22 protein-coding genes are annotated in these 24653 nt (G+C 60.8%); 7 read left to right on the top strand and 15 right to left on the bottom strand.

What is annotated here, in order from left to right; genetic code table 11:
* Window positions 1–24: 24 nt before the first annotated feature.
* Window positions 25–1068: a phosphoribosylformylglycinamidine cyclo-ligase gene (gene purM / locus ACQ4V8_RS07320; protein WP_010401674.1), complete on the top strand. Its 1044-nt coding sequence runs from the start codon at window positions 25–27 to the stop codon at window positions 1066–1068.
* A 130-nt stretch (window positions 1069–1198) separates the two neighbouring features.
* Here the strand turns inward: purM and ACQ4V8_RS07325 are convergent, their stop codons facing one another.
* The 7 genes from ACQ4V8_RS07325 to ACQ4V8_RS07355 all read right to left on the bottom strand — a co-directional run bounded on the left by ACQ4V8_RS07325 (window position 1199) and on the right by ACQ4V8_RS07355 (window position 9683).
* A complete protein-coding gene (locus ACQ4V8_RS07325; RefSeq protein WP_010401675.1) occupies window positions 1199–2689 on the bottom strand; it encodes an aldehyde dehydrogenase in 1491 nt (496 codons plus the stop codon).
* A 36-nt stretch (window positions 2690–2725) separates the two neighbouring features.
* Entirely contained in the window at window positions 2726–3571 is an 846-nt protein-coding gene (locus ACQ4V8_RS07330) for an ABC transporter permease subunit (protein WP_010401676.1), read from the bottom strand.
* Window positions 3568–4509 carry an ABC transporter permease subunit gene (locus ACQ4V8_RS07335; RefSeq protein ID WP_070346157.1) on the bottom strand — a complete coding sequence of 314 codons (942 nt, stop codon included), beginning with the start codon at window positions 4507–4509 and terminating at the stop codon, window positions 3568–3570. Before ACQ4V8_RS07335 ends, ACQ4V8_RS07330 begins: the two co-directional genes overlap by 4 nt.
* Window positions 4510–4516: 7 nt before the next feature.
* Window positions 4517–5665: an ABC transporter ATP-binding protein gene (locus tag ACQ4V8_RS07340; protein ID WP_436571146.1), complete on the bottom strand. Its 1149-nt coding sequence runs from the start codon at window positions 5663–5665 to the stop codon at window positions 4517–4519.
* 219 nt (window positions 5666–5884) lie between these two features.
* Entirely contained in the window at window positions 5885–7345 is a 1461-nt protein-coding gene (locus ACQ4V8_RS07345; RefSeq protein ID WP_436571147.1) for an aspartate aminotransferase family protein, read from the bottom strand.
* Between the two features lie 113 nt (window positions 7346–7458).
* Window positions 7459–8829, bottom strand: a complete 1371-nt coding sequence (locus ACQ4V8_RS07350) for a glutamine synthetase family protein (RefSeq protein WP_010401682.1) — start codon at window positions 8827–8829, stop codon at window positions 7459–7461.
* Between the two features lie 77 nt (window positions 8830–8906).
* A complete protein-coding gene (locus ACQ4V8_RS07355) occupies window positions 8907–9683 on the bottom strand; it encodes a gamma-glutamyl-gamma-aminobutyrate hydrolase family protein (RefSeq protein WP_436571148.1) in 777 nt (258 codons plus the stop codon).
* 277 nt (window positions 9684–9960) lie between these two features.
* Here ACQ4V8_RS07355 and ACQ4V8_RS07360 point away from each other — a divergent pair, with 277 nt between their 5' ends.
* Window positions 9961–11106, top strand: coding sequence for an MFS transporter (locus tag ACQ4V8_RS07360; RefSeq protein WP_010401685.1), 1146 nt, complete (start codon window positions 9961–9963; stop codon window positions 11104–11106).
* A gap of 145 nt (window positions 11107–11251) precedes the next feature.
* Here the strand turns inward: ACQ4V8_RS07360 and ACQ4V8_RS07365 are convergent, their stop codons facing one another.
* Complete coding sequence (locus tag ACQ4V8_RS07365) at window positions 11252–11875, bottom strand: trimeric intracellular cation channel family protein (protein ID WP_010401687.1); 624 nt, start codon at window positions 11873–11875, stop codon at window positions 11252–11254.
* A gap of 72 nt (window positions 11876–11947) precedes the next feature.
* On the opposite strand from ACQ4V8_RS07365, the gene ACQ4V8_RS07370 reads away from it, so the two are divergent.
* Both ACQ4V8_RS07370 and ACQ4V8_RS07375 read left to right on the top strand, forming a co-directional pair.
* Entirely contained in the window at window positions 11948–12079 is a 132-nt protein-coding gene (locus tag ACQ4V8_RS07370; protein ID WP_436571149.1) for a hypothetical protein, read from the top strand.
* 205 nt (window positions 12080–12284) lie between these two features.
* The gene (locus ACQ4V8_RS07375; protein ID WP_196855626.1) at window positions 12285–13172 is read left to right on the top strand and encodes an HTH-type transcriptional regulator ArgP; all 888 of its coding nucleotides are present in this window, start codon (window positions 12285–12287) and stop codon (window positions 13170–13172) included.
* A gap of 61 nt (window positions 13173–13233) precedes the next feature.
* Here ACQ4V8_RS07375 and can read toward each other — a convergent pair whose 3' ends face one another.
* The 7 genes from can to ACQ4V8_RS07410 form a co-directional block, all read right to left on the bottom strand.
* On the bottom strand, window positions 13234–13905 hold the full coding sequence (gene can, locus ACQ4V8_RS07380) for a carbonate dehydratase (RefSeq protein WP_436571150.1): 672 nt from the start codon (window positions 13903–13905) through the stop codon (window positions 13234–13236).
* A 134-nt stretch (window positions 13906–14039) separates the two neighbouring features.
* Entirely contained in the window at window positions 14040–15173 is a 1134-nt protein-coding gene (gene dnaJ / locus ACQ4V8_RS07385) for a molecular chaperone DnaJ (RefSeq protein ID WP_010401694.1), read from the bottom strand.
* 160 nt (window positions 15174–15333) lie between these two features.
* Entirely contained in the window at window positions 15334–17277 is a 1944-nt protein-coding gene (gene dnaK, locus ACQ4V8_RS07390; RefSeq protein ID WP_010401696.1) for a molecular chaperone DnaK, read from the bottom strand.
* 91 nt (window positions 17278–17368) lie between these two features.
* Complete coding sequence (gene grpE / locus ACQ4V8_RS07395) at window positions 17369–17905, bottom strand: nucleotide exchange factor GrpE (RefSeq protein ID WP_029496707.1); 537 nt, start codon at window positions 17903–17905, stop codon at window positions 17369–17371.
* 343 nt (window positions 17906–18248) lie between these two features.
* Complete coding sequence (hemH, locus tag ACQ4V8_RS07400; RefSeq protein ID WP_010401699.1) at window positions 18249–19358, bottom strand: ferrochelatase; 1110 nt, start codon at window positions 19356–19358, stop codon at window positions 18249–18251.
* Between the two features lie 149 nt (window positions 19359–19507).
* Entirely contained in the window at window positions 19508–21175 is a 1668-nt protein-coding gene (recN, locus tag ACQ4V8_RS07405) for a DNA repair protein RecN (protein ID WP_196855628.1), read from the bottom strand.
* A 49-nt stretch (window positions 21176–21224) separates the two neighbouring features.
* Window positions 21225–22196, bottom strand: a complete 972-nt coding sequence (locus ACQ4V8_RS07410; RefSeq protein WP_010401707.1) for an NAD kinase — start codon at window positions 22194–22196, stop codon at window positions 21225–21227.
* Window positions 22197–22457: 261 nt separating this feature from the next.
* On the opposite strand from ACQ4V8_RS07410, the gene ACQ4V8_RS07415 reads away from it, so the two are divergent.
* The 3 genes from ACQ4V8_RS07415 to ACQ4V8_RS07425 all read left to right on the top strand — a co-directional run bounded on the left by ACQ4V8_RS07415 (window position 22458) and on the right by ACQ4V8_RS07425 (window position 24612).
* Window positions 22458–22724 carry a hypothetical protein gene (locus ACQ4V8_RS07415; protein ID WP_010401709.1) on the top strand — a complete coding sequence of 89 codons (267 nt, stop codon included), beginning with the start codon at window positions 22458–22460 and terminating at the stop codon, window positions 22722–22724.
* A gap of 39 nt (window positions 22725–22763) precedes the next feature.
* A complete protein-coding gene (locus tag ACQ4V8_RS07420) occupies window positions 22764–24074 on the top strand; it encodes a PQQ-dependent sugar dehydrogenase (RefSeq protein ID WP_436571151.1) in 1311 nt (436 codons plus the stop codon).
* Between the two features lie 115 nt (window positions 24075–24189).
* Complete coding sequence (locus ACQ4V8_RS07425) at window positions 24190–24612, top strand: OsmC family protein (RefSeq protein ID WP_010401712.1); 423 nt, start codon at window positions 24190–24192, stop codon at window positions 24610–24612.
* Window positions 24613–24653 lie beyond the last annotated feature (41 nt).

The raw sequence follows: 24653 nt of genomic DNA on the forward strand, positions 1-24653 counted from the left end.
TACCGCCTCCGCTGCCACCACACCATGAACCAGACTTCTAATGTTTCCCTTTCCTACCGTGACGCTGGCGTCGATATCGACGCAGGCGACGCTTTAGTCGAAGCAATCAAGCCGTTTGCCAAGCGCACCCTGCGCGAAGGCGTGATGGGCGGCCTGGGCGGTTTTGGCGCCATGTTTGAAATCAGCAAGAAGTACAAGGAACCGGTGCTGGTCTCGGGCACCGACGGCGTGGGCACGAAATTGCGCCTGGCGTTTGAACTGAACCGCCATGACACGGTCGGCATCGACCTGGTCGCCATGAGCGTAAACGACATCCTGGTGCAAGGCGCCGAGCCCCTGTTCTTCCTCGACTATTTCGCTTGCGGCAAGCTCGACGTGGCCATTGCCACCGACGTCATCAAGGGCATCGCCCAGGGTTGCGAACAAGCCGGTTGCGCGCTGATCGGCGGCGAAACGGCTGAAATGCCGAGCATGTACCCGGCCGGCGAATACGACCTGGCAGGTTTTGCCGTCGGCGCGGTGGAAAAATCGAAAATCATCGACGGTAGCAAAATCGCCCCCGGTGACGTGGTGCTGGGCCTGGCTTCGTCGGGCGTGCACTCGAACGGTTACTCGCTGGTGCGCAAGATCATTGAAGTGGCGAAGCCTGACCTGGAAGGTGACTTCCACGGCCGCAAGCTGGCCGACGTGCTGATGCAGCCAACGCGCATCTACGTCAAGCCGCTGCTGGCGCTGATGGATGCCATGGAAGTGAAGGGCATGGTGCACATCACCGGTGGCGGCCTGGTCGAAAACATCCCGCGCGTGCTGCAGCCTGGCCTGGTGGCCGAACTGGACTCGAAGGCGTGGACCATGCCACCGCTGTTCACGTGGCTGCAACAGCACGGCGGCGTGGCTGACGCCGAAATGCACCGCGTCTTCAACTGCGGCATCGGCATGACCGTCATCGTCTCGCAGGAAAATGCAGACGCCGCCATCGCACAATTGCAAGCGGCCGGCGAAAGCGTCTCGCGCATCGGTACCATCCGCGCACGCGTGGGTGACGAGCATCAAACGATAGTCATCTAAGCTGCAGCTTGAATGACCGAGGCAGGCGCTCGCAAGAGGCCTGCCTTTTTTTCTTGGCCATAAAAAACTGTGTTAATCGACGCAGAGTATTCATCCGCTTTTTTACTGACTCTGGCAGCAATTACGCCACCTAAGCCACCTGTATCCAGGTCGTCTTCAATTCCGTGTACTTGTCCAGCGCGTGCAGCGACTTGTCGCGCCCGTTGCCCGACTGTTTATAACCGCCGAACGGCACGGTGATGTCGTCGCCGTCGTACTGGTTGACATGCACGGTACCTGCACGCAGCGCGCGCGCCGTCAAGATGGCCTTGCTGAGGTCCGACGTCCACACGGCCGCCTGCAAGCCATAGGGCGTGGCATTGGCCTGTTTGATGGCATCGGCGATATGCGTAAAGCCCAGCACCGACAGCACGGGGCCGAAAATCTCTTCGCGCGCAATCGTCATGCCCGCGTCCACGCCACCGAACACGGTCGGCTGCACATAGTAGCCGCCCGTCTGAGTGCGTACGGCCTCGCCGCCGCCCAGCAGTTGCGCGCCTTCGCTCTTGCCCGCCGCGATATAGCCCATGACCGTGTTCATCTGCGTGGCGTCGACGATGGCGCCCATGACGGTGGCTTCGTCGAGCGGGTCGCCAGGCTGGAAGCGGGGCAGCATGGCCAGCGCCTTGGCCAGGAATTCTTCCCTGATCGATTCTTCCACGAACAAGCGCGAGGGCGCGTTGCAGCTTTCGCCCTGGTTGAAAAAGATGGAACCGACGGCGGCGGCCACGGCCTTGTCCAGGTCCGGGCAATCGGCGCAGACAATGTTGGCAGACTTGCCGCCCAGTTCCGTCCACGCCCGCTTCAGATTCGACTGACCCGCCATCTGCACGATCAACTTGCCCGTGCGGGTGGAACCTGTGAAACCGATGCAATCGACATCCATGTGCAGCGCCAGCGCCGCACCTGCCTCGTTGCCAAAGCCAGGCAGCACATTGAAGACGCCCGCCGGCACGCCTGCCTGCAGCGCGATGTCGGCCAGGCGCAGGGCCGTCAATGGCGATTTTTCCGATGGTTTCAGGATAACGCTGTTGCCAGCCGCGAGCGCGGGTGCGATCTTCCAGGCGGCCATGATCATCGGATAATTCCACGGCACGATGGCGGCGACGACGCCCACCGGTTCGCGCGTGATCAAGGCCAGGCTGCTGGACGGCGTAGGTGCGATTTCATCGTAGACCTTGTCGATCGCCTCGCCATACCAGCGCAGGCAATTGGCCGTGGCACCCACATCCACGCTCTGGCTGTACTTAATCGGTTTACCCATGTCCAGGGTTTCCAGCAGGGCCAGTTCGGCGCCGTTCTGCTGCACCAGGTCGGCGAACTTGATCAGTATGCGCTTGCGCTGCGCCGGGGATTTGCCGGCCCAGCGGCGGTCGTCAAAGGCGGCGCGGGCGGCCAGCACGGCCGCATCCACGTCGGCGCTGTCGCAGCGCGCCACCTGGCCCAGGAGACGGCCATCGATGGGCGACAAATTATCGAAGCTCTGGCCAGACCTGGCCGCCATCCGTTCGCCATTGATGAAGGCGCGTCCATCGATCGTGAGCGCTGCTGCGCGTGCGTGCCAGCTGGTGTTTTCCGTCATGCTCGTCTCCCGCAAGGTAAAAACGCCAGCTTACTCCTAGTCGGCCAAATAGGCCGCAGAGATCTGCTTGCGCCGTCTGCGGTCGGCGCGCGCCAGCATCACGGCATACACGATCACGGCAATCGTCACGACGAGGATGGTCAGCGCGGCAATGGCATTGACGCGCGGATCGAGCCCCAGGCGCGCGCGCGAAAAGATCACCAGCGGCATGGTCGTCGAACCGGGGCCGGACAAGAAGGCCGACAGCACCACATCGTCCAGCGACAGCGTAAACGTCAGCAGCCAGGCCGAGGCCAGCGCCTGCGTGATATTCGGCAGGGTCACCAGGAAGAAGACCTGGTGCGCGCGGCAACCCAGGTCCATCGCCGCCTCGGCCAAGGATTTACTCATCTCCTGCAGGCGCGATTGCACCACCACGGCCGCATACGCCATGCCCAGCAGGGTATGCCCCAGCCACATGGTGAGTACGCCGCGCTCGGGGAAACCAAAGACCTTTTGCATCGATACCAACATCAGCAACAGCGATAGGCCGATGATCACTTCCGGCATCACCAGCGGCGCGCTGACCATGGCCGAGAACAAGGTACGCCCGCCGAAGCGCTGGTAACTGGTCAAGACAAAGGCGGCGAAAGTGCCCAGGATGACGGACGAGGTGGCCGACATGAAGGCGATCTTCAGCGACAGGCCGAAACCCGAGATGATCTGCGTATCGCTCATCAACTCGCTGTACCAGCGCAGAGAAAAGCCGCTCCACACCATGTCCTGGCGCGAGCTGTTGAACGAGAAGACGATCAGCACGATGATCGGGAGGTAGAGGAAAAAATAGCCGAGCGAGAGCCAGCCACGGCCGAACCAGCGCTGCAGGAAGGTAGCTTTATTCATGTGCGCTGCTCCGCGTCCTGGTGTGTCTTGTATCGGTTGAAAATGGCCATCGGCACGAGGATCAGCAATATCATCAACACCGTCACGGACGAGGCCATGGCCCAGTCGTTATTGGTGAAATACTCATCCCATAGCACTCTGCCGATCATCAGGGTTTCCGGACCGCCCAGCAGCTCGGGGATCACGTACTCGCCCACGGACGGGATGAACACCAGCATGGCGCCGGCGATGATGCCCGACTTCGACAGCGGCACCGTGATGCGCCAGAACGCCTGCAATGGCGTCGCGCCCAAGTCGGCCGCCGCTTCGAGATAACGCACGTCCATCTTCACCAGATTGGCATACAGCGGCAAAATCATGAACGGAAGATAGGCGTAGACCATGCCGACTACCAAGGAGAACGAGGTATTCATCATGTGCAGCGGTTCGCTCACCACGCCCAGCGCGATCAAGAGGTCGTTGAGCAAGCCGTGGTTGGCCAGGATGCCCTTCCACGCATACACGCGCAGCAGGAACGAGGTCCAGAACGGCAGCATCACCAGCATCATCAGCACAGGACGGATCGATGGCTTGGCGCGCGCCATGAAGTAAGCGAATGGGTAGCCGATAAACAGGCAGATGGCCGTAGTGATGGCCGCGTACTTGATGGAACTGAGGTAGGTCAGCAGATACAGTTCATCGGCGGCGATGAACAGGTAGTTGGCGATTTTTACCTTCAGCACAACGATGCCGTCGACATACGACAGCAGGCCGCCAAACGGGCTGCCCGCCGTGTCCATGTCGGACAGGCTGATGCGCAGCACGATCAGGAAGGGTAGCAAAAAGGCCGCCGTCAGGAACAGCGCAGGCACGGCGATGACGGCGTTGCGGCCCGCATTTCGCCCCGTTATCGAGCGCAAGGTAAAGAAGTGGCACAGCGATTGCAGGAGGGATGTCATGATGGCCTCAGCTGGTCAGCACGACGATGTCGGCGCCATCCCACCATAGCCACACGCGCTGTTCGCGCTCCAGGCGCGAGACATCGTGGCGGGCGGCGTTGGTGCGCGACACTTTCACCACCGTACCGCTATCGAGGCGCACGTGGTAGCTGGTTTCGTTGCCAAAATACGCCATGGCGACGATCACGCCTTGGGCGCAGTTAAAACCGTGTTCCGCCGGCGACGCGCGCTCTTCCAAGGCAGGCGGCGCGATCTGGATGCCGATTTTCTCGGGCCGCACGGCCACCGAGACATCCATGCCCAGGTTGCCCGTGATGCCGTGCGAGACATACTGGCGGCCGTCCGGCGTGTCGATGACCACGTGATCGGGTTCGTCTTGCGTGATGTGGCCGTCGAACAGGTTGACGCTGCCGATGAAGTCGGCGACGAAACGGCAGTTCGGCGTTTCATAGATTTCACCGGGCGCGCCCACCTGCAGGATGCGCCCTTCGCTCATGACGGCGATGCGAGTGGCCATGCTCATGGCTTCATCCTGGTCGTGCGTGACCATCACGCAGGTCACGCCCACCTGTTCGATGATGTTGACCAGCTCCATCTGCGTGCGCTCGCGCAGTTTCTTGTCGAGCGCGCCCAGCGGTTCGTCCAGCAGCAGCAACTGCGGACGCTTGGCCAGGCTGCGCGCCAGCGCCACGCGCTGCTGCTGGCCGCCCGACAGCTGGTGCGGCTTGCGCCGGGCGTATGGGCCCAGTTGCACCAGCGCCAGCATCTGTTCGACACGCGCCGCCACTTCCGCTTTCGGCAAGCCATCGCGGCGCAGGCCGAAGGCAATGTTATCCCACACCGACAGATGGGGGAATAGCGCGTACGATTGGAACATCATGTTGATGGGCCGCTGGTGTGGCGGCACATCGACGATGCTATTGCCCGCCAGGGCAATGCGGCCCGAGGTCGGCGTCTCGAAACCGGCCAGCATGCGCAGCAGGGTCGACTTGCCGCAACCGGAACTGCCCAGCAAGGCGAAAATCTCGCCCTTGTTGATCGTCACGGAAATCGCATCGACGGCGCGCACGCCATCGAATTCCTTGACCAGCTGATCAATCAGCAAGAAAGGCGCTTGGGCGTCGCTGGCCGACGCGGCAGGTGTTGCTATCGTCATCTATGGGTGGCTTCTGGGTAAGAGTGTGTCAGAGTGTCTCAAAAAGAAAAACTGGCCGCTGTAGTAGCGGCCAAGACGGAAGTTTAGCGGAACTGCCGCGATTCTGGTCCAAAAAAACTTGAGTTAGCGCCTATTTGGGTGAAAAACTGACACCAACCCAAGAGCAAACCCTGGGGTCGTACCCTGAGGGTACGACCCCAGCCCTTGCGTTTGGGTTCACTACACCCAGCCCTTCGCTTTCACATCCGCATAGGTCTTGTCCAGGCACAGCCGTATCAAAGCCACCATTTCATCGATCTGCGCGCGCGTCATGACCAGGGGCGGCGCGACGATCATGCGCTCGCCCACGGCGCGCATGATGACGCCGTTGTCGAACATGTGCGCGCGGCATAGCATGCCCACGCCCTGGTCCTCGTCGAACAACACATTTTCATGCACGCTGGCGCCCTTCTTGCGCACCAGGTTCAATCCCGCGACCAGGCCACAGCTGTCCGCGTAGCCCACCAGCGGATGTTCGCCCAGGCTGGCGAAACACTGCTGTAAATACGGCCCCGTGTCCTCGGCGACCTTCGCCACCAACTGCTCTTCCTCGATGATGCGGATGTTTTCCAGCGCCGCGGCGCAAGCGACGGGATGGCCAGAATAGGTAAAGCCATGCGTAAATTCGCCGCCCTGCTCGATCAACACCTTGGCCACCCTGTCACCCACCAACACGCCGCCCAAGGGCACATAGCCCGAGGTGACGCCCTTGGCAAAGGTGATCAGATCGGGCTTGATGCCGAACAGTTCGGAGCCAAACCAGCGCCCCAGGCGGCCAAAGCCGCAGATGACTTCATCGGCGATCAGGATGATGCCGTACTTGTCGCAGATGCGCTGTATTTCGGGCCAGTAAGTGCCAGGCGGGATGATCACGCCGCCGGCACCCTGCACCGGCTCGCCTATGAAGGCGGCCACCTTGTCGGCGCCGATTTCCAGGATTTTGTCTTCCAGCCAGCCGGCCGCCTTGATGCCGAATTCCTCGGGGCTCAAGCCATGACCCGACTCCAGGTAGTTCGGCTGGCCGATATGCACGATGCCCGGTATCGGCAAGCCGCCCTGCGCATGCATGCCGCCCATGCCGCCCAGAGACGCGCCGGCCACCGTGCTGCCGTGGTAAGCGTTGTGGCGGCTGATGATGGTATGGCGCTCCGGATAACCGAGGATATCCCAGTAGCGGCGCACCATGCGCAGGTTGGTGTCGTTGCCTTCGGAGCCGGAACCGGTGAAAAACACATGCTGGAACTGCGGCGGCGAAATTTGCGCCAGCTTGGCCGCCAGTTGCACGGCCGGCACGTTCGTCGTGCCAAAGAAACTGTTATAAAAAGGCAGCGTCTCCATCTGCCGGTACACGGCTTGCGAAATCGAGGTGCGGCCATAACCCACGTTCACGCACCACAGGCCTGACATGCCGTCGACGATTTTCTTGCCCTGGCTATCCCACAGGTAGACGCCATCGCCGCGCACCATCACGCGGGCGCCCTTGCTTGCCAGGTCCTGGAAATCGGTGAACGGATGCAAATAGTGGGCCGAGTCCATCTGCTGGATGGCAGCCGTGTCGTATAGCTGCGGCGCTGCATTTTTTTGCGCCACCGAGGCGACCAGCGCGGCGCTTGGCGCCAGCGGATTATTGGATGTGCTCATTGCGATCCTTTCTCTGAGTGCCTGACAAAATGTTGAGAGCTAGACGCGTTGCCGAGGCAGTACAAATGTACGACGAGGCTAGGCAACAGCGCCATGGACTTTTTGACGGAAACTCATACGTGCAGTAACAAGTGTTCGCGCTCCCAGGGGCTGATGACCGTCATGAACTCCTGGTGTTCGAGGTCCTTGATGGCCGCATACACGTCGATGAAGCGCTCGCCCAGCACCGTGCGCAGCTTGTCTTCCGCGCGCAGCAGTTGCAGCGCTTCGGGCAAGCCTTGCGGCAGCTCGAATTTCATGTCGTAGGCGCTGCCCTCCATCATCGGCGTCGCCTCCAGCTGCTCCGTCATGCCCAGATATCCGCAGGCCAGCGTCACGGCCAGCGCCAGGTAAGGATTGGCGTCGGCGCCGATGATGCGGTTTTCCACGCGCCGGTCCTGCACGCCCGACTCGGGCACGCGAAAGCCCACGGTGCGGTTATCCAGGCCCCACTGGATGTTGATGGGCGCCGCTGTATGGCGCACGATGCGGCGGTAGGAATTCACATACGGTGCGACGATGGCCATGGCCGAGGGCATGTAGCGCTGCAGGCCGGCGATGTAATGCTTGAAGATGGGGGCAGCCGAACCATCGTCATTGCTGAAGATATTCAAGCCCGTCTTCGCATCGACGACGCTCTGGTGCACATGCATGGCGGACCCAGGTTCGCCGGCCATGGGCTTGGCCATGAAGGTAGCGTACATATCGTGTTTCAGGGCCGCTTCGCGCAAGGTGCGCTTGAAGAAGAAAACCTTGTCGGCCAGGCCCAGCGGGTCGCCATGCAGGAAGTTGATTTCCATCTGCCCGGCACCGATCTCGTGGATCAAGGTATCGACGTCGAGGTTCATCAATTCGCAGTAATCGTAGATATCCTCGAACAGGGGATCGAATTCGTTGACGGCGTCGATGCTGTACACCTGACGGCTGGTCTCGGCGCGGCCGCTGCGGCCGATAGGCGGCTTCAATGGCAAGTCCGGGTCCGTGTTTTTCGCCGTCAGGTAGAACTCCAGCTCCGGCGCCACCACCGGCTTCCAGCCCTTGTCCGCATACAGTTTCAAGACGCGCCGCAGCACCGAGCGCGGGGCGAAATCGACCAGCATGCCATCGGAAAAATAACAGTCGTGGATGACTTGCGCGGTGGGATCGGTGGCCCACGGCACCATGGTGATGGTAGTCGGATCGGCCTTCAAGATCATGTCGCGGTCGGTGCTGGAAATGGCGCGGTCATAGCCGCCATCGTCAAGCGGGTAATTGCCCGTCACGGTCATGCCCAGCACCGCCTCCGGAATGCGCATGCCGCGCTCTTGGGTAAATTTTCCGCGCGGCAGGATCTTCCCGCGCGCCACGCCCGTCAAGTCGGGCACCAGGCATTCGATTTCCGTGACGCGCTTTTCATTGAGCCACACATCCATATCCGTATAGGTGAAATTTTCGCGTATTGCCATGTTTCCCTCTCGTTGCTGTTGCGCTTTTCTTGATTAAGCGCCGCGTGCTGCGGGCGGCGCGCCCCTCTACTCTGCTGTCAAGCTGTCCTGTGATTGTTTCTGGGCTGCTGTTGCTGGTAATCATGGCACGCCTGGCCAAAAGCGCCGAACAAGCGCATCGACTGCGGATGGTCTTCCACCTGCCATTCCGGGTGCCATTGCACGGCCAGCGTAAAACCGGCGGCGCTGGCCAGGGTATAGGCTTCCACCAGGCCGTCGTCGGCCCAAGCTTCCACCAGCAAGCCCTCGGCCAGCCGGGCAATGCCTTGGCCATGCAGGGAATTGACCATCATTTCGCTGGCGCCGCCCAGCAGGCGCGATAACAGGCCCTCCGGCATCAACTTGATACGGTGCGCGCACGCGTACTGGCGTGCCAGCGGATCGAGTACGTTCTCCCGGTGCTCCAGCATGCCCGGCAGCGCATGTACGGCCTGGTGCAAGCTACCGCCGAGGGCCACGTTGACTTCCTGGAAGCCGCGGCAAATGGCGAGCAAGGGCAGCTGGCGCGCCAGCGCAGCGCGGATCAAAGGCAAAGTGGTGGCGTCACGCGCGGGGTCTTGCGGCAGGTCGGGGTGGAGAATCTGTTCGCCATACAGGCGTGCGTCGACGTTCGAGGCGGAACCGGTCAGCATGACGCCATCGGCGATCTGCAACGCCGCCTCCAGGTCGGCTTCAACACCCAGGGCGGGCAGCAGCAGCGGCATGCAGCCGGCGCCGCGCAGCACCGCGTGCAGGTATTTTTCCTGCGCCATGTGCCAAACATGGTTCCCCAGCGGGCGCTGGCAGGCGGGAACGAGAACGATGGGACGGCGCATAGAGTGCTACCTCGCTGGCGGGACGATCCAATGACAGCGCCATGACAGCGCCGCCGCTCGCTACACTGTACAGCAGAGCCCGTAGCAATGGCCACACGTGGCCAGCGGCGGCGCACATGGCTTACACTACGGCTTTGCAAGCTTGCGTTTACTAAAATCATCATATGCCCGTCCGGCGCCAAACACCAGCGCCACCGGCAAAGTGCCCTTACTTTCCCATGCATCCACAGCGTTTTCCGGCCTTCCGAAACTCTATTTGCTCCCTGCGGGGCCAGTCATGAAGAGCATGCCATGGCGTGATTTCTTCGCTCTTGTCATCAGCATCGGCGTGGTCGGCCTGGGCCTGGGTGCCACCATGCCGCTCACCGCACTGACCCTGCACCAGCGCGGCGTCGGCACGGACATCATCGGCATGATCACCGCCATCAGCGCGCTCGGCATCCTGGCAGTCTCGCCGTTCGTCTCGCGCTGGGTCGGTCGTTTCGGCGCGCGCGCCACCATGCTGGGCGCCGTCTGGGTGGCATCGCTGGCGACGATCTCCATGCAGTTCACCGACCACCTGCTGGCGTGGAGCGTGCTGCGCTTCCTGTTCGGCGGCGCCATGGGCGTACTGTTTACCATCGGAGAAGCATGGGTAAACCGCCTGGCGCCCGATAATTCGCGCGGGCGCGTGGTGGCCATGTACACCACCAGTTTTACCTTCTTCCAGCTGATCGGCCCCGCGCTGGTGGCACTCTTCAACGACAAAATCAGCTGGAGCTTTGCCGCCTGTGGCCTGCTATTCCTGCTCGCCGTGCCGGGATTGATGCTGATCTCGAACAGCGGGCCGGAACGCGAAGCGGAAGAACAGGGTGTGAAATGGACCCTGATCCTGCCACGCATGCCGATGATCGTGCTGGGCGCCGCCTTCTTTGCCCTGTTCGACACGCTGGCATTGAGCTTGCTGCCCCTGTACGCGATGGAGCACGGCATCAGCACGGACCTGGCCCTGCTGTCAGCCACCGTGGTGCTGGTGGGCGACACGGGCTTGCAATTCGCACTGGGATGGATGGCCGACCGCTACGGCCGCGCCAAAGTCCACGCGGCCTGCGGCCTAGCTGTCTGCCTGCTGCTGCCGCTGCTGCCATTGGCCGTCGGCACGCCGTGGCTGTGGTGGACTTTGCTGTTGTTGCTGGGCGCAGCGGCAGGCGGCATCTACATGCTAGCGCTGGTGGCCTGCGGCGAGCGCTTCACGGGCTTGTCGCTGACCAGCGCCAGCGCCATCGTCAACGCTACCTGGGGCGTGACCAGCGGCGGCGGTCCCCTGCTGACAGGGGTCTTGATGCAATCGGTGGGCGTCAACGCCCTGCCGGCCGTGATGTGGATGTGCGCCGCCATTTTCGTCGGCAGCGCCGTGTGGGAGCGCCGCAAGGGCATCGTGTAGGGTGCGCTACTGCCGCGTTTTCTGCAGCCGCTGCAGCAGCTCGCCGGCCAGGCGACAAGCTACGCTAAGCTACGATAAGCTAGGCACGCCTGCCTGAACGCAGCCCATTGCTGCTGCGCCTGAAAATAATGACGGCGTTGCCGCCCTATTCAAAGCCGCGTATGCGGTCGCCATTAAAATTGGGCAAGCGCCACTCGAAATGCAAAGCCAGGAAACGGAACAGGAAACCGGCGCCGATGGACACCAGCTGCGCCACTGCGCTGTCGACCCGGAAGTACAGCAAGCCCACATACAGGCTGCCCGTAAACAGCGCCACGGTGGCATACACTTCGCGCTGCAGCACGAGCGGAATCTGGTTGCACAGGATATCGCGCAGCAGGCCGCCGAAGACACCCGTGATCATCCCGGCCAGCACGACGATGGCAGGATGCATCTTGGCCGACATGGCGATGTCGCAGCCAATCACGCAAAACGCCACCAGGCCGAGTCCGTCCACCAGCAAGAAAATGGCGCGCAGGTGGTGCAGGTAGCGCGCGACAAACGCCGTGACGATGGCCGCGCCGATGGTAAACAGCAGGTACTCGGGATGCGCGATCCAGCCCAGCGGATAGTGCCCCAGCAGCACGTCGCGCACGGTACCGCCGCCCAGCGCCGTGACGGTGCCGATCATGCAGATGCCGAACAAATCCATGCCGCGCCGCATGCCCATGATGGCGCCGGACATCGCTTCGGCGACAATCGCCACCAGGTAAATCGTATATAACAGCATGGTCTTGCTCTTCCGAAAATGATGTGAGAATTTGTTCGCGTTCGCGCGCTTCGCTCAGGGTGCGCCTCGTTCGTGGCCGTACTGGAGCCGCCACTGCCAGCGTCACCGTCGAACAACGCCAAGCCGGTCGGTGCGGCCAGTACCTGCGCGCGCCGTTTCAGCTTGCACACCAGCTTTGATGGCGACTTGCGGGCCGTCATGTAGCTCGGCTGTGCTTGCTCGCCTGTGCTTGCTCGGCTGTGCTGACATGCTGGTATTTCCTTGCTGCCAAGAGCCCGCAGACGGCTAGCTTGCACTTCAGCAATTGAATGCATCCGCGATTGTGCATTGTGCACTGCAACACACGCATCCTTATGAAAAGTAAGTATTATTTAGTATTGATAAAATTTTCTTATGTTAGGTATGCGCCATGGATCTCAATCCCAAGCACACGGAAGCGTTCCGCGCCGTCGTCGAAACGGGCAGCTTCGAGCAGGCGGCGCTGCGGCTGCACCTGACCTCGCCGGCCATTTCGCAGCGCGTGCGGGCACTGGAAAGCCAGCTCGGCAATGCCTTGATCGTGCGCAGCCGTCCCGCGCGCGCCACGCGCATGGGGCAGCGCCTGATGCAGTATCTGAAGCGCGCCAAGCTGCTGGAAGCGGACTTGCAGGCGGAACTGGCGGTGCAGCAAGATGCCCCGCTGACCCTGGTACTGGCGCTGAATGCGGACTCGATCGGTACCTGGTTCTTCCCCGCCCTGTCGGAAGTGCTGATACGCGAGCGCGTGCTGCTGGACTTGACCGTGGAAGACCAGGACCACACCTACACTTTGCTCGAGACGGGCATGGCCATCGGCTGCATCAGCACCGAGCCAAAGCCCATGCGCGGTTGCACGGCCGAGCCGCTGGGCGTCATGCGCTACTGGCTGGTGGCCACGCCCGCGTTCCGCCGGCAATGGTTTGCGCACGGCCTCACGCGCAAGGCGGCGCGCACGGCGCCCGTGGTCGCCTACACGCGCAAGGACACCTTGCAGTCATCGTTCCTGCAAGAAGCGCTGGGCTTGCCCGAAGGCGCCTACCCATGCCATTACGTACCGGGCGCCACCTCGCACTTCAACGCCATCCGCTACGGCCTGGGCTACGGCATGGTGCCGGAGTTGCTGCTCAAAACCAATACGCATGGCGAACTGGTGGAAATGCTCACGCCCAAAACCCCGGCCGACGTGGCACTATACTGGCATACGTGGAAAGTACAGTCGCCGCGCATGGAGCAGCTGTCACGGCAAATCATCGCGGCGGCGCGCAGCATGCTGAATTGACTAGCGCTGCACGCCCCAGCGCTGGCCACCGCGCTGATGCGACGCGCTGCACCAACGGCGCTTACGCCGTTGCTTCGTAGCGGGCCAGGCGGGTCGCCATGCGCGGCGCCAGCTCGTGGCCGGCCTGAACTGTCACTTCCAGATCGTTGAGCAAGCCATCCTTCAAGCCATAGACCCAGCCATGGACGCTCAGTTCCTGGCCACGCTCCCACGCATCTTGGACGATGGTCGTCTGGCACACGTTCAAGACCTGTTCCACCACGTTCAGCTCGCACAGGCGGTCGCCGCGCTGGCGGCTGGTCAGCACGTCACCGAGGTAGCGTTCGTGCTTCTGGCCCACATCCTGCACGTGGCGCAGCCAGTTGTCGACCAGGCCGATGCGCGTGCCCGTCATGGCCGCATGCACACCCTTGCAGCCGTAGTGGCCGACGATGATGACATGTTTGACTTTCAGCACGTCCACGGCAAATTGCAGGACGGACAGACAATTGAGGTCGGAATGCACGACCACATTGGCAATATTGCGGTGCACAAACACGTCGCCAGGCGCCATGCCCAGCAGTTCGTTGGCGGGCACGCGGCTGTCGGAGCAGCCGATCCACAAGTATTCGGGCGACGTTTGCGCTTCCAGGTTCTTGAAATAGCTGGGGTCTTTCACCACCATAGTATCGGCCCAGCGGCGGTTACGCTGCAGCAGCTCCGCCAGGGCCAAGCCATTTTTCGGTTCGGTCATCTCGTTCCCATTGTATAAGTACGGCTGAATCGGCGGCAAATCGCGCCCGTAGGCCGGCGATGTGCCCGCATTTTCAGTCGCGGTAAAAAAACGCCGGGATGTTTAAGCATCCCGGCGCATGGTGTTATCAGTGCTTACTCAAAAAAATCCTTGACCTTGTCTTTCCAGGTCTTGCTTTGCGGACTGTGCTTGGCACCGCCCTCGGTGGTCGACTTTTCAAAGTCGCGCAGCAGGTCTTTCTGTTTTTCAGTCAGCTTCACCGGTGTTTCGATCGCCACGTGGCAGAACAAGTCGCCCGCATAACCGGAGCGCACGCCCTTGATGCCCTTGCCTTTCAGGCGGAAGGTCTTGCCCGACTGTGTGCCTTCCGGGATCGTAAACGACACTTTGCCGTTCAGGGTGGGCACTTCGATTTCGCCGCCCAAGGCCGCCTTGGTGAACGAGATCGGCATTTCGCAATGCAGGTCGTCGCCTTCACGCTGGAACACGGCGTGCGGCTTGATGTGAATTTCCACATACAGGTCGCCTGCCGGGCCGCCATTCGTGCCCGGTTCGCCGTTGCCGGACGAGCGGATGCGCATGCCATTGTCGATACCGACAGGAATTTTGACTTCCAGCGTCTTGTTGCGCTTGATACGACCGGCGCCGCCGCATGGCGTGCACGGGTCGGTGATGACCTTGCCACTACCATGACATTTCGGGCAAGTTTGCTGGATGCTAAAGAAACCTTGCTGCATGCGCACCTGGCCATGGCCACCGCAAGTACCGCAGGTGGTCGGCGACGTGCCCGGCTTGGCGCCGCTGCCGTGGCAGGTATCGCATTTGTCCCAGCTCGGCACGCGGATGGTCGTGTCGAAGCCGTGCGCAGCTTGCTCCAGTGTAATTTCCAGGTTGTAGCGCAAATCGGCGCCACGGTACACCTGTGGACCCGCATTGCGGCTGCGTCCACCGCCACCGCCAAAGATGTCGCCGAAGATATCGCCGAAGCTGTCGGCAAAGCCGCCCGCACCGCCGCCGAAGCCGCCACCGCCGCCCATGTTCGGATCCACGCCAGCGTGACCATAGCGGTCATACGCTTCGCGCTTTTCCGGATTGGTCAGCATCTCGTAGGCTTCTTTGACTTCCTTAAACTTTTCTTCCGATTCTTTGCTATCCGGATTGCGGTCCGGATGGTATTTCATCGCCAGTTTACGGTAAGACTTTTTGATCTCTTCTTCCGAAGCATTTTTTGCGACACCGAGTGTCTCGTAAAAATCACGCTTTGCCATGTTGTCGGCACCTTGCAGTCTATCTACTGATGTAAAAATTACACGAAAAAGCCGAGTCGAGTGTTGCACGGGGCAACGACTCGGCTCGGCCGGTCTTCGCGGCTAATCCCGCGATGTAGCGTTCAGCCCGGCTGCCCCCACTCTATGGGAGCGCAAGACATTACTTGCTGTCTTTGACTTCTTTGAAGTCAGCGTCAACAACGTCGTCTTGCTTGGCGCCTGCGTCCGATGCGCCAGCAGCTTGCTGTGCACCTTCTGCGCCGCCGGCAGCTTGCTGCGCTTGCATGTCGGCATACATTTTTTCGCCCAGTTTCTGCGATGCGCTCGACAGTGCTTCCACCTTGGCGTCGATCTCAGCCTTGTCGCCCGCCTTGATGCTTGCTTCCAGGTCGGTGATAGCCGCTTCGATCTTCTCTTTCTCGCCCGCATCAAGCTTGTCGCCGTATTCAGTCAAGGATTTCCGGGTCGAGTGTACCAGAGCATCGGCTTGATTGCGCGACTCGGCCAATTCTTTGACCTTTTTGTCTTCTTCCGCATTCAATTCGGCGTCTTTTACCATCTTCTGGATTTCCGCCTCGGTCAAGCCGGAATTGGCCTTGATCGTGATCTTGTTTTCCTTGCCGGTAGCCTTGTCTTTCGCGCCCACATGCAAGATGCCGTTGGCGTCGATGTCGAAAGTCACTTCGATCTGTGGCGTGCCACGCGACGATGGTGGAATGCCTTCCAGATTGAATTCACCGAGGCCTTTGTTGCCGGCGGCGATTTCGCGCTCACCCTGGAAGACCTTGATGGTCACTGCAGGCTGATTGTCGTCGGCCGTCGAGAACACTTGGCTGAACTTGGTCGGAATCGTCGTGTTCTTGTGGATCATCTTGGTCATCACGCCGCCCAGGGTTTCGATACCCAGGGACAAAGGCGTTACGTCCAGCAACAGCAAGTCTTTGCGTTCGCCCGACAGGACCGAACCTTGAATCGCTGCACCCACGGCGACGGCTTCGTCTGGATTCACGTCTTTGCGTGGATCTTTGCCGAAGAATTCCTTCACTTTTTCCTGCACCTTCGGCATACGCGTCATACCGCCGACCAGGATGATGTCATCGATGTCGGATACTTTTACGCCAGCGTCTTTGATAGCGATACGGCATGGTTCCATCGTCGCGATGATCAGCTCTTCCACCAACGATTCCAGCTTGGCGCGGGTCATCTTCAGATTCAGGTGGACCGGTGCGCCGTTCGCCATGGCGATGTACGGCTCGTTGATCTCGGTTTGTTGCGACGACGACAATTCGATCTTCGCGCGCTCGGCCGAGGCCTTGATGCGCTGCAGAGCGATCGGATCTTTTTTCAGGTCGATGCCGTTGATCTTCTTGAACTCGTCGATGATGTAATCGATGATGCGCTGGTCGAAGTCTTCGCCACCGAGGAAGGTATCGCCGTTGGTCGACAGCACTTCAAATTGTTTCTCGCCATCAACATCTGCGATTTCGATGATCGACACGTCGAACGTACCACCACCCAAGTCATACACGGCGATTTTACGGTCGCCTTTTTCGGTCTTGTCCAGGCCGAAGGCCAGCGCTGCTGCGGTTGGCTCGTTGATGATGCGCTTGACGTCCAGACCAGCGATACGGCCGGCATCCTTGGTCGCTTGACGCTGCGAGTCGTTAAAGTAGGCCGGTACGGTGATGACGGCTTCGGTGACTTCTTCACCGAGGTAGTCTTCTGCCGTTTTCTTCATCTTGCGCAATACTTCAGCCGAAATTTGTGGCGGCGCCAGTTTTTTGTCGCGTACGCCGATCCATGCATCGCCGTTGTCGGCTTTCATGATTTGATACGGCATCAGCGCGATATCTTTTTGTACTTCTTTTTCGTCGAACTTGCGACCGATCAAACGCTTGACTGCATACAGCGTGTTTTTCGGATTGGTCACGGCCTGGCGTTTTGCTGGCGCGCCAACGAGAATTTCGCCATCTTCTTGATAAGCAATAATCGACGGCGTCGTGCGTGCGCCTTCAGCGTTTTCGATTACCTTTGGTTGACCGTTTTCCATGATGGAAACGCAGGAATTCGTGGTTCCCAGATCGATACCGATAATTCTACCCATGATTTTTTTCCTTTTGTTTGCTAGATTTCAGATGGTTCTTATATGTGGCAAAGCGGCATGGTTTCAAGGCTTGCTTGATGCCGCACTCTGATTATTTTGCTTGCGCGGCCGTGACAATGGCTGGACGCAGCAGGCGGTCCGCAATCATATAGCCCTTTTGCAGGACTGACACGATGGTATTGGCTTCCTGTTCCGCTGGTACCACGGCAACCGCCTGGTGCTTCATCGGATCGAGCTTTTCACCCTGCACTGGCAATACTTCCACCAGGCGATTGCGTTCGAACGCCGCGTTCAACTGCTTCAGGGTCATCTCGACGCCTTCTTTCAGCGATTCGATGGTCGGTGCTTCCACCGTCAGCGCCATTTCCAGGCTGTCTTTTACCGGCACCATGGCTTCGGCAAAGCTTTCCACTGCAAATTTATGCGCTTTGGCAACATCTTCCTGCGCACGGCGGCGAATATTTTCACCATCGGCCTTGGCGCGCATGAAGGCATCGTGCATCTCTGCAAGACGCGCTTCGGTACTCGCCAGCTGCTCTTCCAAAGTAGGCTCTGCGGGAGTCGATGGGGCAGCCGCCGCGGCGTCCGCTTGCGGATTAGGTACAGCTTGGTTTTCCTGATCTTGCATCTAGAAAGCTCCTACAATCAATGACTTAAATGAGTTAGTCTAAAATCTTCACAACACTAACCGGCAAATGGGGCTATATCCTACTGTTTCAAGGGGTATTCATGCTAAAACCAGCGATTACCGCATTTCATGTTACAGCTTATTACAAATCACTTCCCATTTCTGGACGCGAGCCGTGCGCGCCCCCTTGATTTTCCAGGCTTCCCACGGCAAAGCGGGCATTCTACCAGCCCCGCCGCAGCCATCGCCACTGGCAGTGTGGCGATCTGGATCGCACTGTGCTCGCACCAGACATGACAAAGCCGCGCAAGCGCGGCTTTGAACTGTTGAAAATGCAGATAGCTTAATTCGCCGCGCCCAGTGCCAGCGCCGCCGCGCGCGCGTGTTCGCACGCTTTCTTGTCCGCTTCGCGCTGCGCCGCCGTCTTCATCGTCGGCCAGCCTATCATGTGTTGCTCGGCAATTTCCGCCATGCCAGCAATCCAGGCCGGCGTCTCGTTCAGGCAAGCAATGTAGTGAAACTGCTCGCCACCGGCCGTTTCGAAATCATGCTTGGCTTCCATGGCGATCTCTTCCAGCGTTTCCAGGCAATCGCTGGTAAAGCCGGGACACAGCAGGTCGATGCGTTTGACGCCCTGTTGCGCCAGCGCCACCACGGTGGGCGCCGTGTAAGGCTGCAGCCACTCGGCCTTGCCAAAGCGCGACTGGAAAGTCACTACATATTGATCTTTAGATAATTTTAATTTTTCCGCCAGCAGACGCGCCGTTTTCAGGCATTGGCAGTGATAGGGATCGCCCGACATCAAGGTACGCTTGGGGACGCCATGAAAACTCATCACCAGTTTTTCCGGACGGCCATGCGCTTCCCAATGGTTCAAAACAGAATCGCGCAAGGCGTCGATATACGTGTCGTGTTCGTGATACTGCTTGATTAAGCGTAATTCCGGCACATTGCGCACCGTAGCGTAATGGGCGAATACGGCATCGTAGATGGAACCCGTCGTCGGGCCCGAGTATTGCGGATACGCGGGCAAGATGGCGATGCGCTCGCAGCCTTCGCTTTTCAGCTTGGCCAGCACCTCGGGCAGGGAAGGCGAACCGTAGCGCATGGCCATGGCCACCGTGAGGCCGTCATGGCCCCGCTCGGCCAGGGCGGCGGCCAGCAGTTTGGCCTGCTTTTGCGTATGCACTTTCAGGGGCGAGCCCTCGCGCGTCCAGATCGATGCATATTTCTTGGCCGACTGGCCCGAGCGAAATGGCAAGATGATCAGGTTCAAGATAAACCACCAGATCACGCGGGGAATCTCCACCACGCGGGGATCGGACAGGAATTGCCTTAGGTAACGCCGTACAGCCGACGAAGTCGGTGCATCGGGCGTGCCCAGATTGACCAGCACCACGGCGCTGCGGTCGATGCTGCCATGCGTGTACGGCGGTTCTGTTTGAAATGACATGAAGACCTTTTATAGCGTTGGATGGATTAGCTAGTTATTATAGTTGCATTGGGTTAATGGCGAAGCGCTGGGGTCAGACCCTCAATGCCGCTAACGTCAAGCTCAGCGCTAACGCATCCGGGGGTCTGACCCCGGATTTAAGCCTGCGCTTAAATCGCCAGCAGTTCGCGCGCGTGCTTGCGCGTGGTGGCCGTGATTTCCAGGCCGCCCAGCATGCGCGCCACTTCTTCCACGCGAGCCTTGGCATCGAGCATGTCGATGCGCGAAGCCGTCTTGCCATTGTCCAGGGTGCTTTTTGCCACCTGAAAATGTTGATTCGCCTGACTGGCCACTTGCGGCAAGTGCGTCACGCACAGCACTTGCCGTCCCTGCCCCAGGCGTTTCAGCAGGCGCCCCACGACTTCGGCGACGGCGCCGCCGATACCGCTGTCGACTTCGTCGAAGATCAGGGTCGGCGTGGTAGTGGCATGCGAAGTGATGACAGAAATGGCCAGCGCGATACGCGCCAGCTCGCCGCCGGACGCCACCTTGGCCAGCGAGCGGGGCGCCGAGCCCGCATGGCCGGCGACGAGGAATTCCACTTGTTCGAGCCCATGAGCGGCCGCTGCACACGGGTGCAGGGCGATCTCGAAGCTGCCACCCGTCATGCTCAGTTCCTGCATGGCGCGCGTGACGGCTTGCCCCAGCTCCAGCGCGGCGGCGCGGCGCGTCTCGGACAAGCGTTCGGCAACGCTGCGGTATTCGGCCTCGATCTTCACTTCCTGGCGCAGCAAGCCCTCGATATCGGAAGCGTCGGCCAGGTGCTGCAGCTTCTCCGACAGCTTGGCATGTTCCTCTGGCAACTCTTCAGGCGCAACACGAAATTTACGCGCCGTGCTGTGCATGGCTTCCATCCGCGCGTCGAGCTGGTGCAGACGCTCCGGGTCCAGTTCGACCCGGTCCAGGTAATCGTTCAGCGCGTACACCGATTCCTGCAGCTGGATGCGCGACGATTCGATCAAGTCGACAATCGGCTGCAATTGCGCATCGACGGACACCAGCTTGCCCAGCTTCTGGTTCAGGGTCGACAGCTGTGACACGATGGGATGGTCTTCTGACTCGGAAATGAGCGACAGCGCCTCCTGCGCCCCTTCCAGCAGGCTGGCGGCGTGCGACAGGCGGCTATGCTCGTTCGTGATATCGGTCCACTCGCCGGGCTTGGCAGAGAGTTTTTCCAGTTCGCCCACTTGCCATTCCAGGCGTTCGCGCTCGTACAGCACGTTGGCGGCATTCGTTTCAAATTCTTCACGCTGGCGCACGAGGGCGCGCCAGCGCTTGTGCAGCGCCGCCACTTGCCGCACATCGTGCTCCGCGCCCGCTTCACGCGCCGTCGCCTGGCCGTCGAGCAAGGCGCGCTGCGCTTCACTTTTCAGCAGAGACTGGTGCGCGTGCTGACCGTGGATATCGACCAGCATATCGCCCAGTTCGCGCAAATGCGCGGCCGTCGCGGGGATGCCATTGATATACGCCTTCGAGCGGCCCGCATTGTCGATCACGCGACGCAGCAGGGCGCCGCCATCGTCGTTGGCAAATTCATGCGCCACCAGCCAGGCTTGCGCCACCTCGCTGACGGAGAAGTCGGCCGTGATGTCAGCTTTGGCGGCGCCTTCGCGCACCACGCTGGCGTCGCCGCGCCCGCCCAGCGCCAGGGTCAGCGCATCGATAAGGATGGACTTGCCGGCGCCCGTCTCACCCGTCAGCACGCTGAAGCCGGCGGAAAATTCCAGTTCAATGGTATCGACAATGACAAAATCGCGAATGGACAGTGTATGGAGCATGGCTTCTGTGGTTAGGCGGCGCACCGCGGGTTAGCGTGGAGAAAACTTGTTAGCTGAGCTTGCCCTCGCCCGACGGGTACTCATTCCAGTGCAATTTTTCACGCAGGGTGTTGTAATAACTCCACCCTTCAGGATGCAGGAAGGTAATCGTATGCGGCGAACGACGGATGAGGATGCGGTCTTGCTGGGCCAGGCTGGCAAAGGTTTGCATGTCGAAATTGACGCTGATATCGCGCCCGCGCACGATTTCCAGCACGATCTGGCTGGAATCGGGCAGCACGATGGGGCGGTTCGATAGCGCATGCGGGGCAATCGGCACGAGCACGATGCCGCCCAGGGTCGGGTGCAGCAAGGGACCGCCGGCCGACAGCGCATACGCGGTCGACCCCGTGGGCGTGGCGATGATCAAGCCGTCAGAGCGCTGGTTGTACATGAAGTGGCCATCGACTTCAACGCGCAATTCCGCCATGCCGGCGCCGCCGCCGCGCGAGACGACGACATCGTTGACGGCCATGCCCACGTGAATCGACTCACCGTCGCGCAGCACGCTGCCTTCGAGCAAGGTGCGGCGTTCGGCCTTGAAGCGGCCGCCGAGAATTTGCGCCAATACCGGCAACATGCGCTCGAGGGGGATATCCGTCATGAAGCCCAGCCGCCCTTGATTGATACCGATCAAGGGGACGTCGAATGGCGCCAGCTGGCGCGCAATGCCCAGCATGGTGCCGTCGCCGCCCATGACGATGGCGCAATCGGCGGCAGCGCCAATCTCGGCCGGCGTCATGGCGCGCACGCCAGGAAACGCCAGATTCAGGTGCACGGCCGTCTCTGCCTCGAAGACCACCGTATGGCCCAGCACCTGCAGGAAGTCAACGATGCTTTTCACCGGTTCAGCGATGCCATCCGTATTTTGGCGCACGACCAGGGCGATGGTCTTGGCACCCAAATTGAAGCCCTCGCCCGGGGCTGGCAAGGTCGTGGCTGGCTGTTCGCCGCGCTGTTCGGCGTATGTATCGACGGGCATAAGAGTCTCGGAAGTAAATTCAGTGGCAAGCCGCCCCAGGCTGTCGCGTTGCACACCGCCATCGCATGATACTGTATATATGCACAGTATAGTGCGACCGCCGTGTGCCTGCAAGAGGCGTTCTTGGTGTTGCACGCAGTGTAGCGCAGAAAAAGAATCGCTCATGCGTGCGCCAGCGCTCACTACATGGAAAAATTCGCTTGCAGACGGCCTGCCTCGGCACGACACTGAACTCACGTCATCTTATTGTCAGGAGGCCATATGCTTACCCCACCAAGTGAACGCAAGATCAATACCGATGCAAAGGTCAGCAATGACGGTGTCGAGCGTCTGCCGCACGAGCGCGATGCATCGCCCGATGCACAAGATGTGCGCCCGCGTAAAATCATGCGACAGGCTGCCAGCGATCTGCAACGCGGCCTGGTCGACACGGACTGCCATGCCCAGCCCGGCGTAGAAAAGGTCAAGCCGGCCGCGCCACAGCAAGCTGACCCCGACGCGCAACTGGAACCAAAGAAGGCGCGCTGAATCGAATTATCACGCACTGCTATTGTTCCGGAGTACGCCATGTACCGCTACGTCTGTTCCTTCCTGCTAGCCGCTGCCTGCAGCACCACGCTCGCCCATGCCCAGGCGCCCGCCATGCCCGTGGGCTTTGGCCCGCAACCGGCGCTGCCTGCGCCAGACAGGCAATTCATTCCCACCGTCAACGTGGCGCCGGTACAGCGCTGGACGGCTGCGCAGCGCCCCGTCGTTGCACCCGGCCTGACCATCGAGGCGTATGCGCGCGAGTTCGACCATCCGCGTTGGCTGTATGTCTTGCCGAATGGCGACGTGCTGGTGGCGGAAACGAATGCCCCGCCAAAACCGGATGACAGCAAGGGCATCAAGGGCGCCATCATGCAGATGCAGATGAAAAAAGCGGGCGCCGCTACGCCCAGCGCCAACCGCATCACCCTGCTGCGCGGCGTCGATGCGAACGGCATGGCGCAAACGCGCAGCGTCTTCCTGCAAGGCTTGCACTCGCCATTCGGCATGGCCCTGGTCGGCAACGCGCTGTACATCGCCAACTCGGACGCACTGCTGCGCTTCCCCTACGAAACAGGACAGACTACCATCACGGCGCCGGGCGTGAAGGTGATGGATTTGCCTGCCGGCAGCATCAATCACCACTGGACCAAGAACGTCATCGCCAGCGCCGACGGAAAATTTCTCTATGTTTCCGTCGGCTCGAACAGCAATGTGGGCGAAAACGGCATGGCGGCTGAAGACGGCCGCGCCGCCATCTGGCAATTCACGCGGGCAACGGGCAAGGCGCGCGTCTACGCCACGGGCTTGCGCAATCCGAATGGCATGGCCTGGCAACCCGGGACGGAAACTCTGTGGACGGCCGTCAACGAGCGCGACGAGCTGGGCAACGACCTGGTACCGGACTACATGACCTCGGTCAAGGAAGGCGCCTTCTATGGCTGGCCCTACAGTTATTTTGGCCAGCACGTCGATGCACGGGTCAAGCCGCCACGCCCCGACCTGGTGGCCACCGCCATCGCGCCCGACTACGCGTTGGGTGCGCACACGGCCTCGCTGGGACTGGCATTCTATGACGCCACCTTGCTGCCCGCACGCTATCGGGGCGGTGCCTTCATCGGCCAGCACGGTTCATGGAACCGCAAGCCCTTCAGCGGCTATAAAGTCATCCATGTTCCATTCGCCAATGGCGTGCCCAGCGGCCCGCCACAGGATGTCGTCAGCGGCTTCCTGGACGAGAAAGGCAAGGCGCAGGGGCGCCCCGTCGGCGTGGCCATCGACAAGGCCGGTGCACTGCTGGTGGCGGACGACGTGGGCAATGTCATCTGGCGCGTGACGCCGGCGCGGTGAGCGCATAGACGCCAAGCTTACGCGCCCTGCATGCGCCCCCTGTGTGACGCAACGAACGGAAGCGCAAAGGTGGGACGCGCATGATGGATGCTCGAACCCACGCAAGGAGTACATCATGAAAAAAACTGGATCAGCCGTCTGGAGTGGCGGTCTTAAAGATGGCAAAGGGTTTATTTCGACCCAAAGCGGTGCGCTCGACAATGTGGCATATGGTTTCAACACGCGCTTCGAAGACGGCCCCGGCAGCAATCCGGAAGAACTGATCGGTGCCGCCCACGCCGCCTGCTTCACCATGGCCCTGTCCGGCCAACTGGCCGAGGCGGGCCTGCGCGCCACGGCGCTGAAAACCACGGCCGATGTCAGCCTGGAAAAAATCGATGGCAACTATGCCATCACGGCTGTGCACCTGAGCATGGTGGCCAGCATTCCCGGTGCCACCGATCAAGCGTTCCAGGATGCGGCCCTGCGCGCCAAGCTCGGCTGCCCCGTGTCGAAGTTGCTGGCCACGGAAATCACCTTGGATGCCCGCCTGGAGTAAAGCCACAGGCACCAAGCTCATCGTCCGCGCTTACATCCCCG

The sequence above is a fragment of the Janthinobacterium paucivorans genome (genome assembly GCF_051380805.1).
In the GTDB taxonomy this organism is placed as follows: Bacteria; Pseudomonadota; Gammaproteobacteria; order Burkholderiales; family Burkholderiaceae_D; genus Janthinobacterium; species Janthinobacterium lividum_D.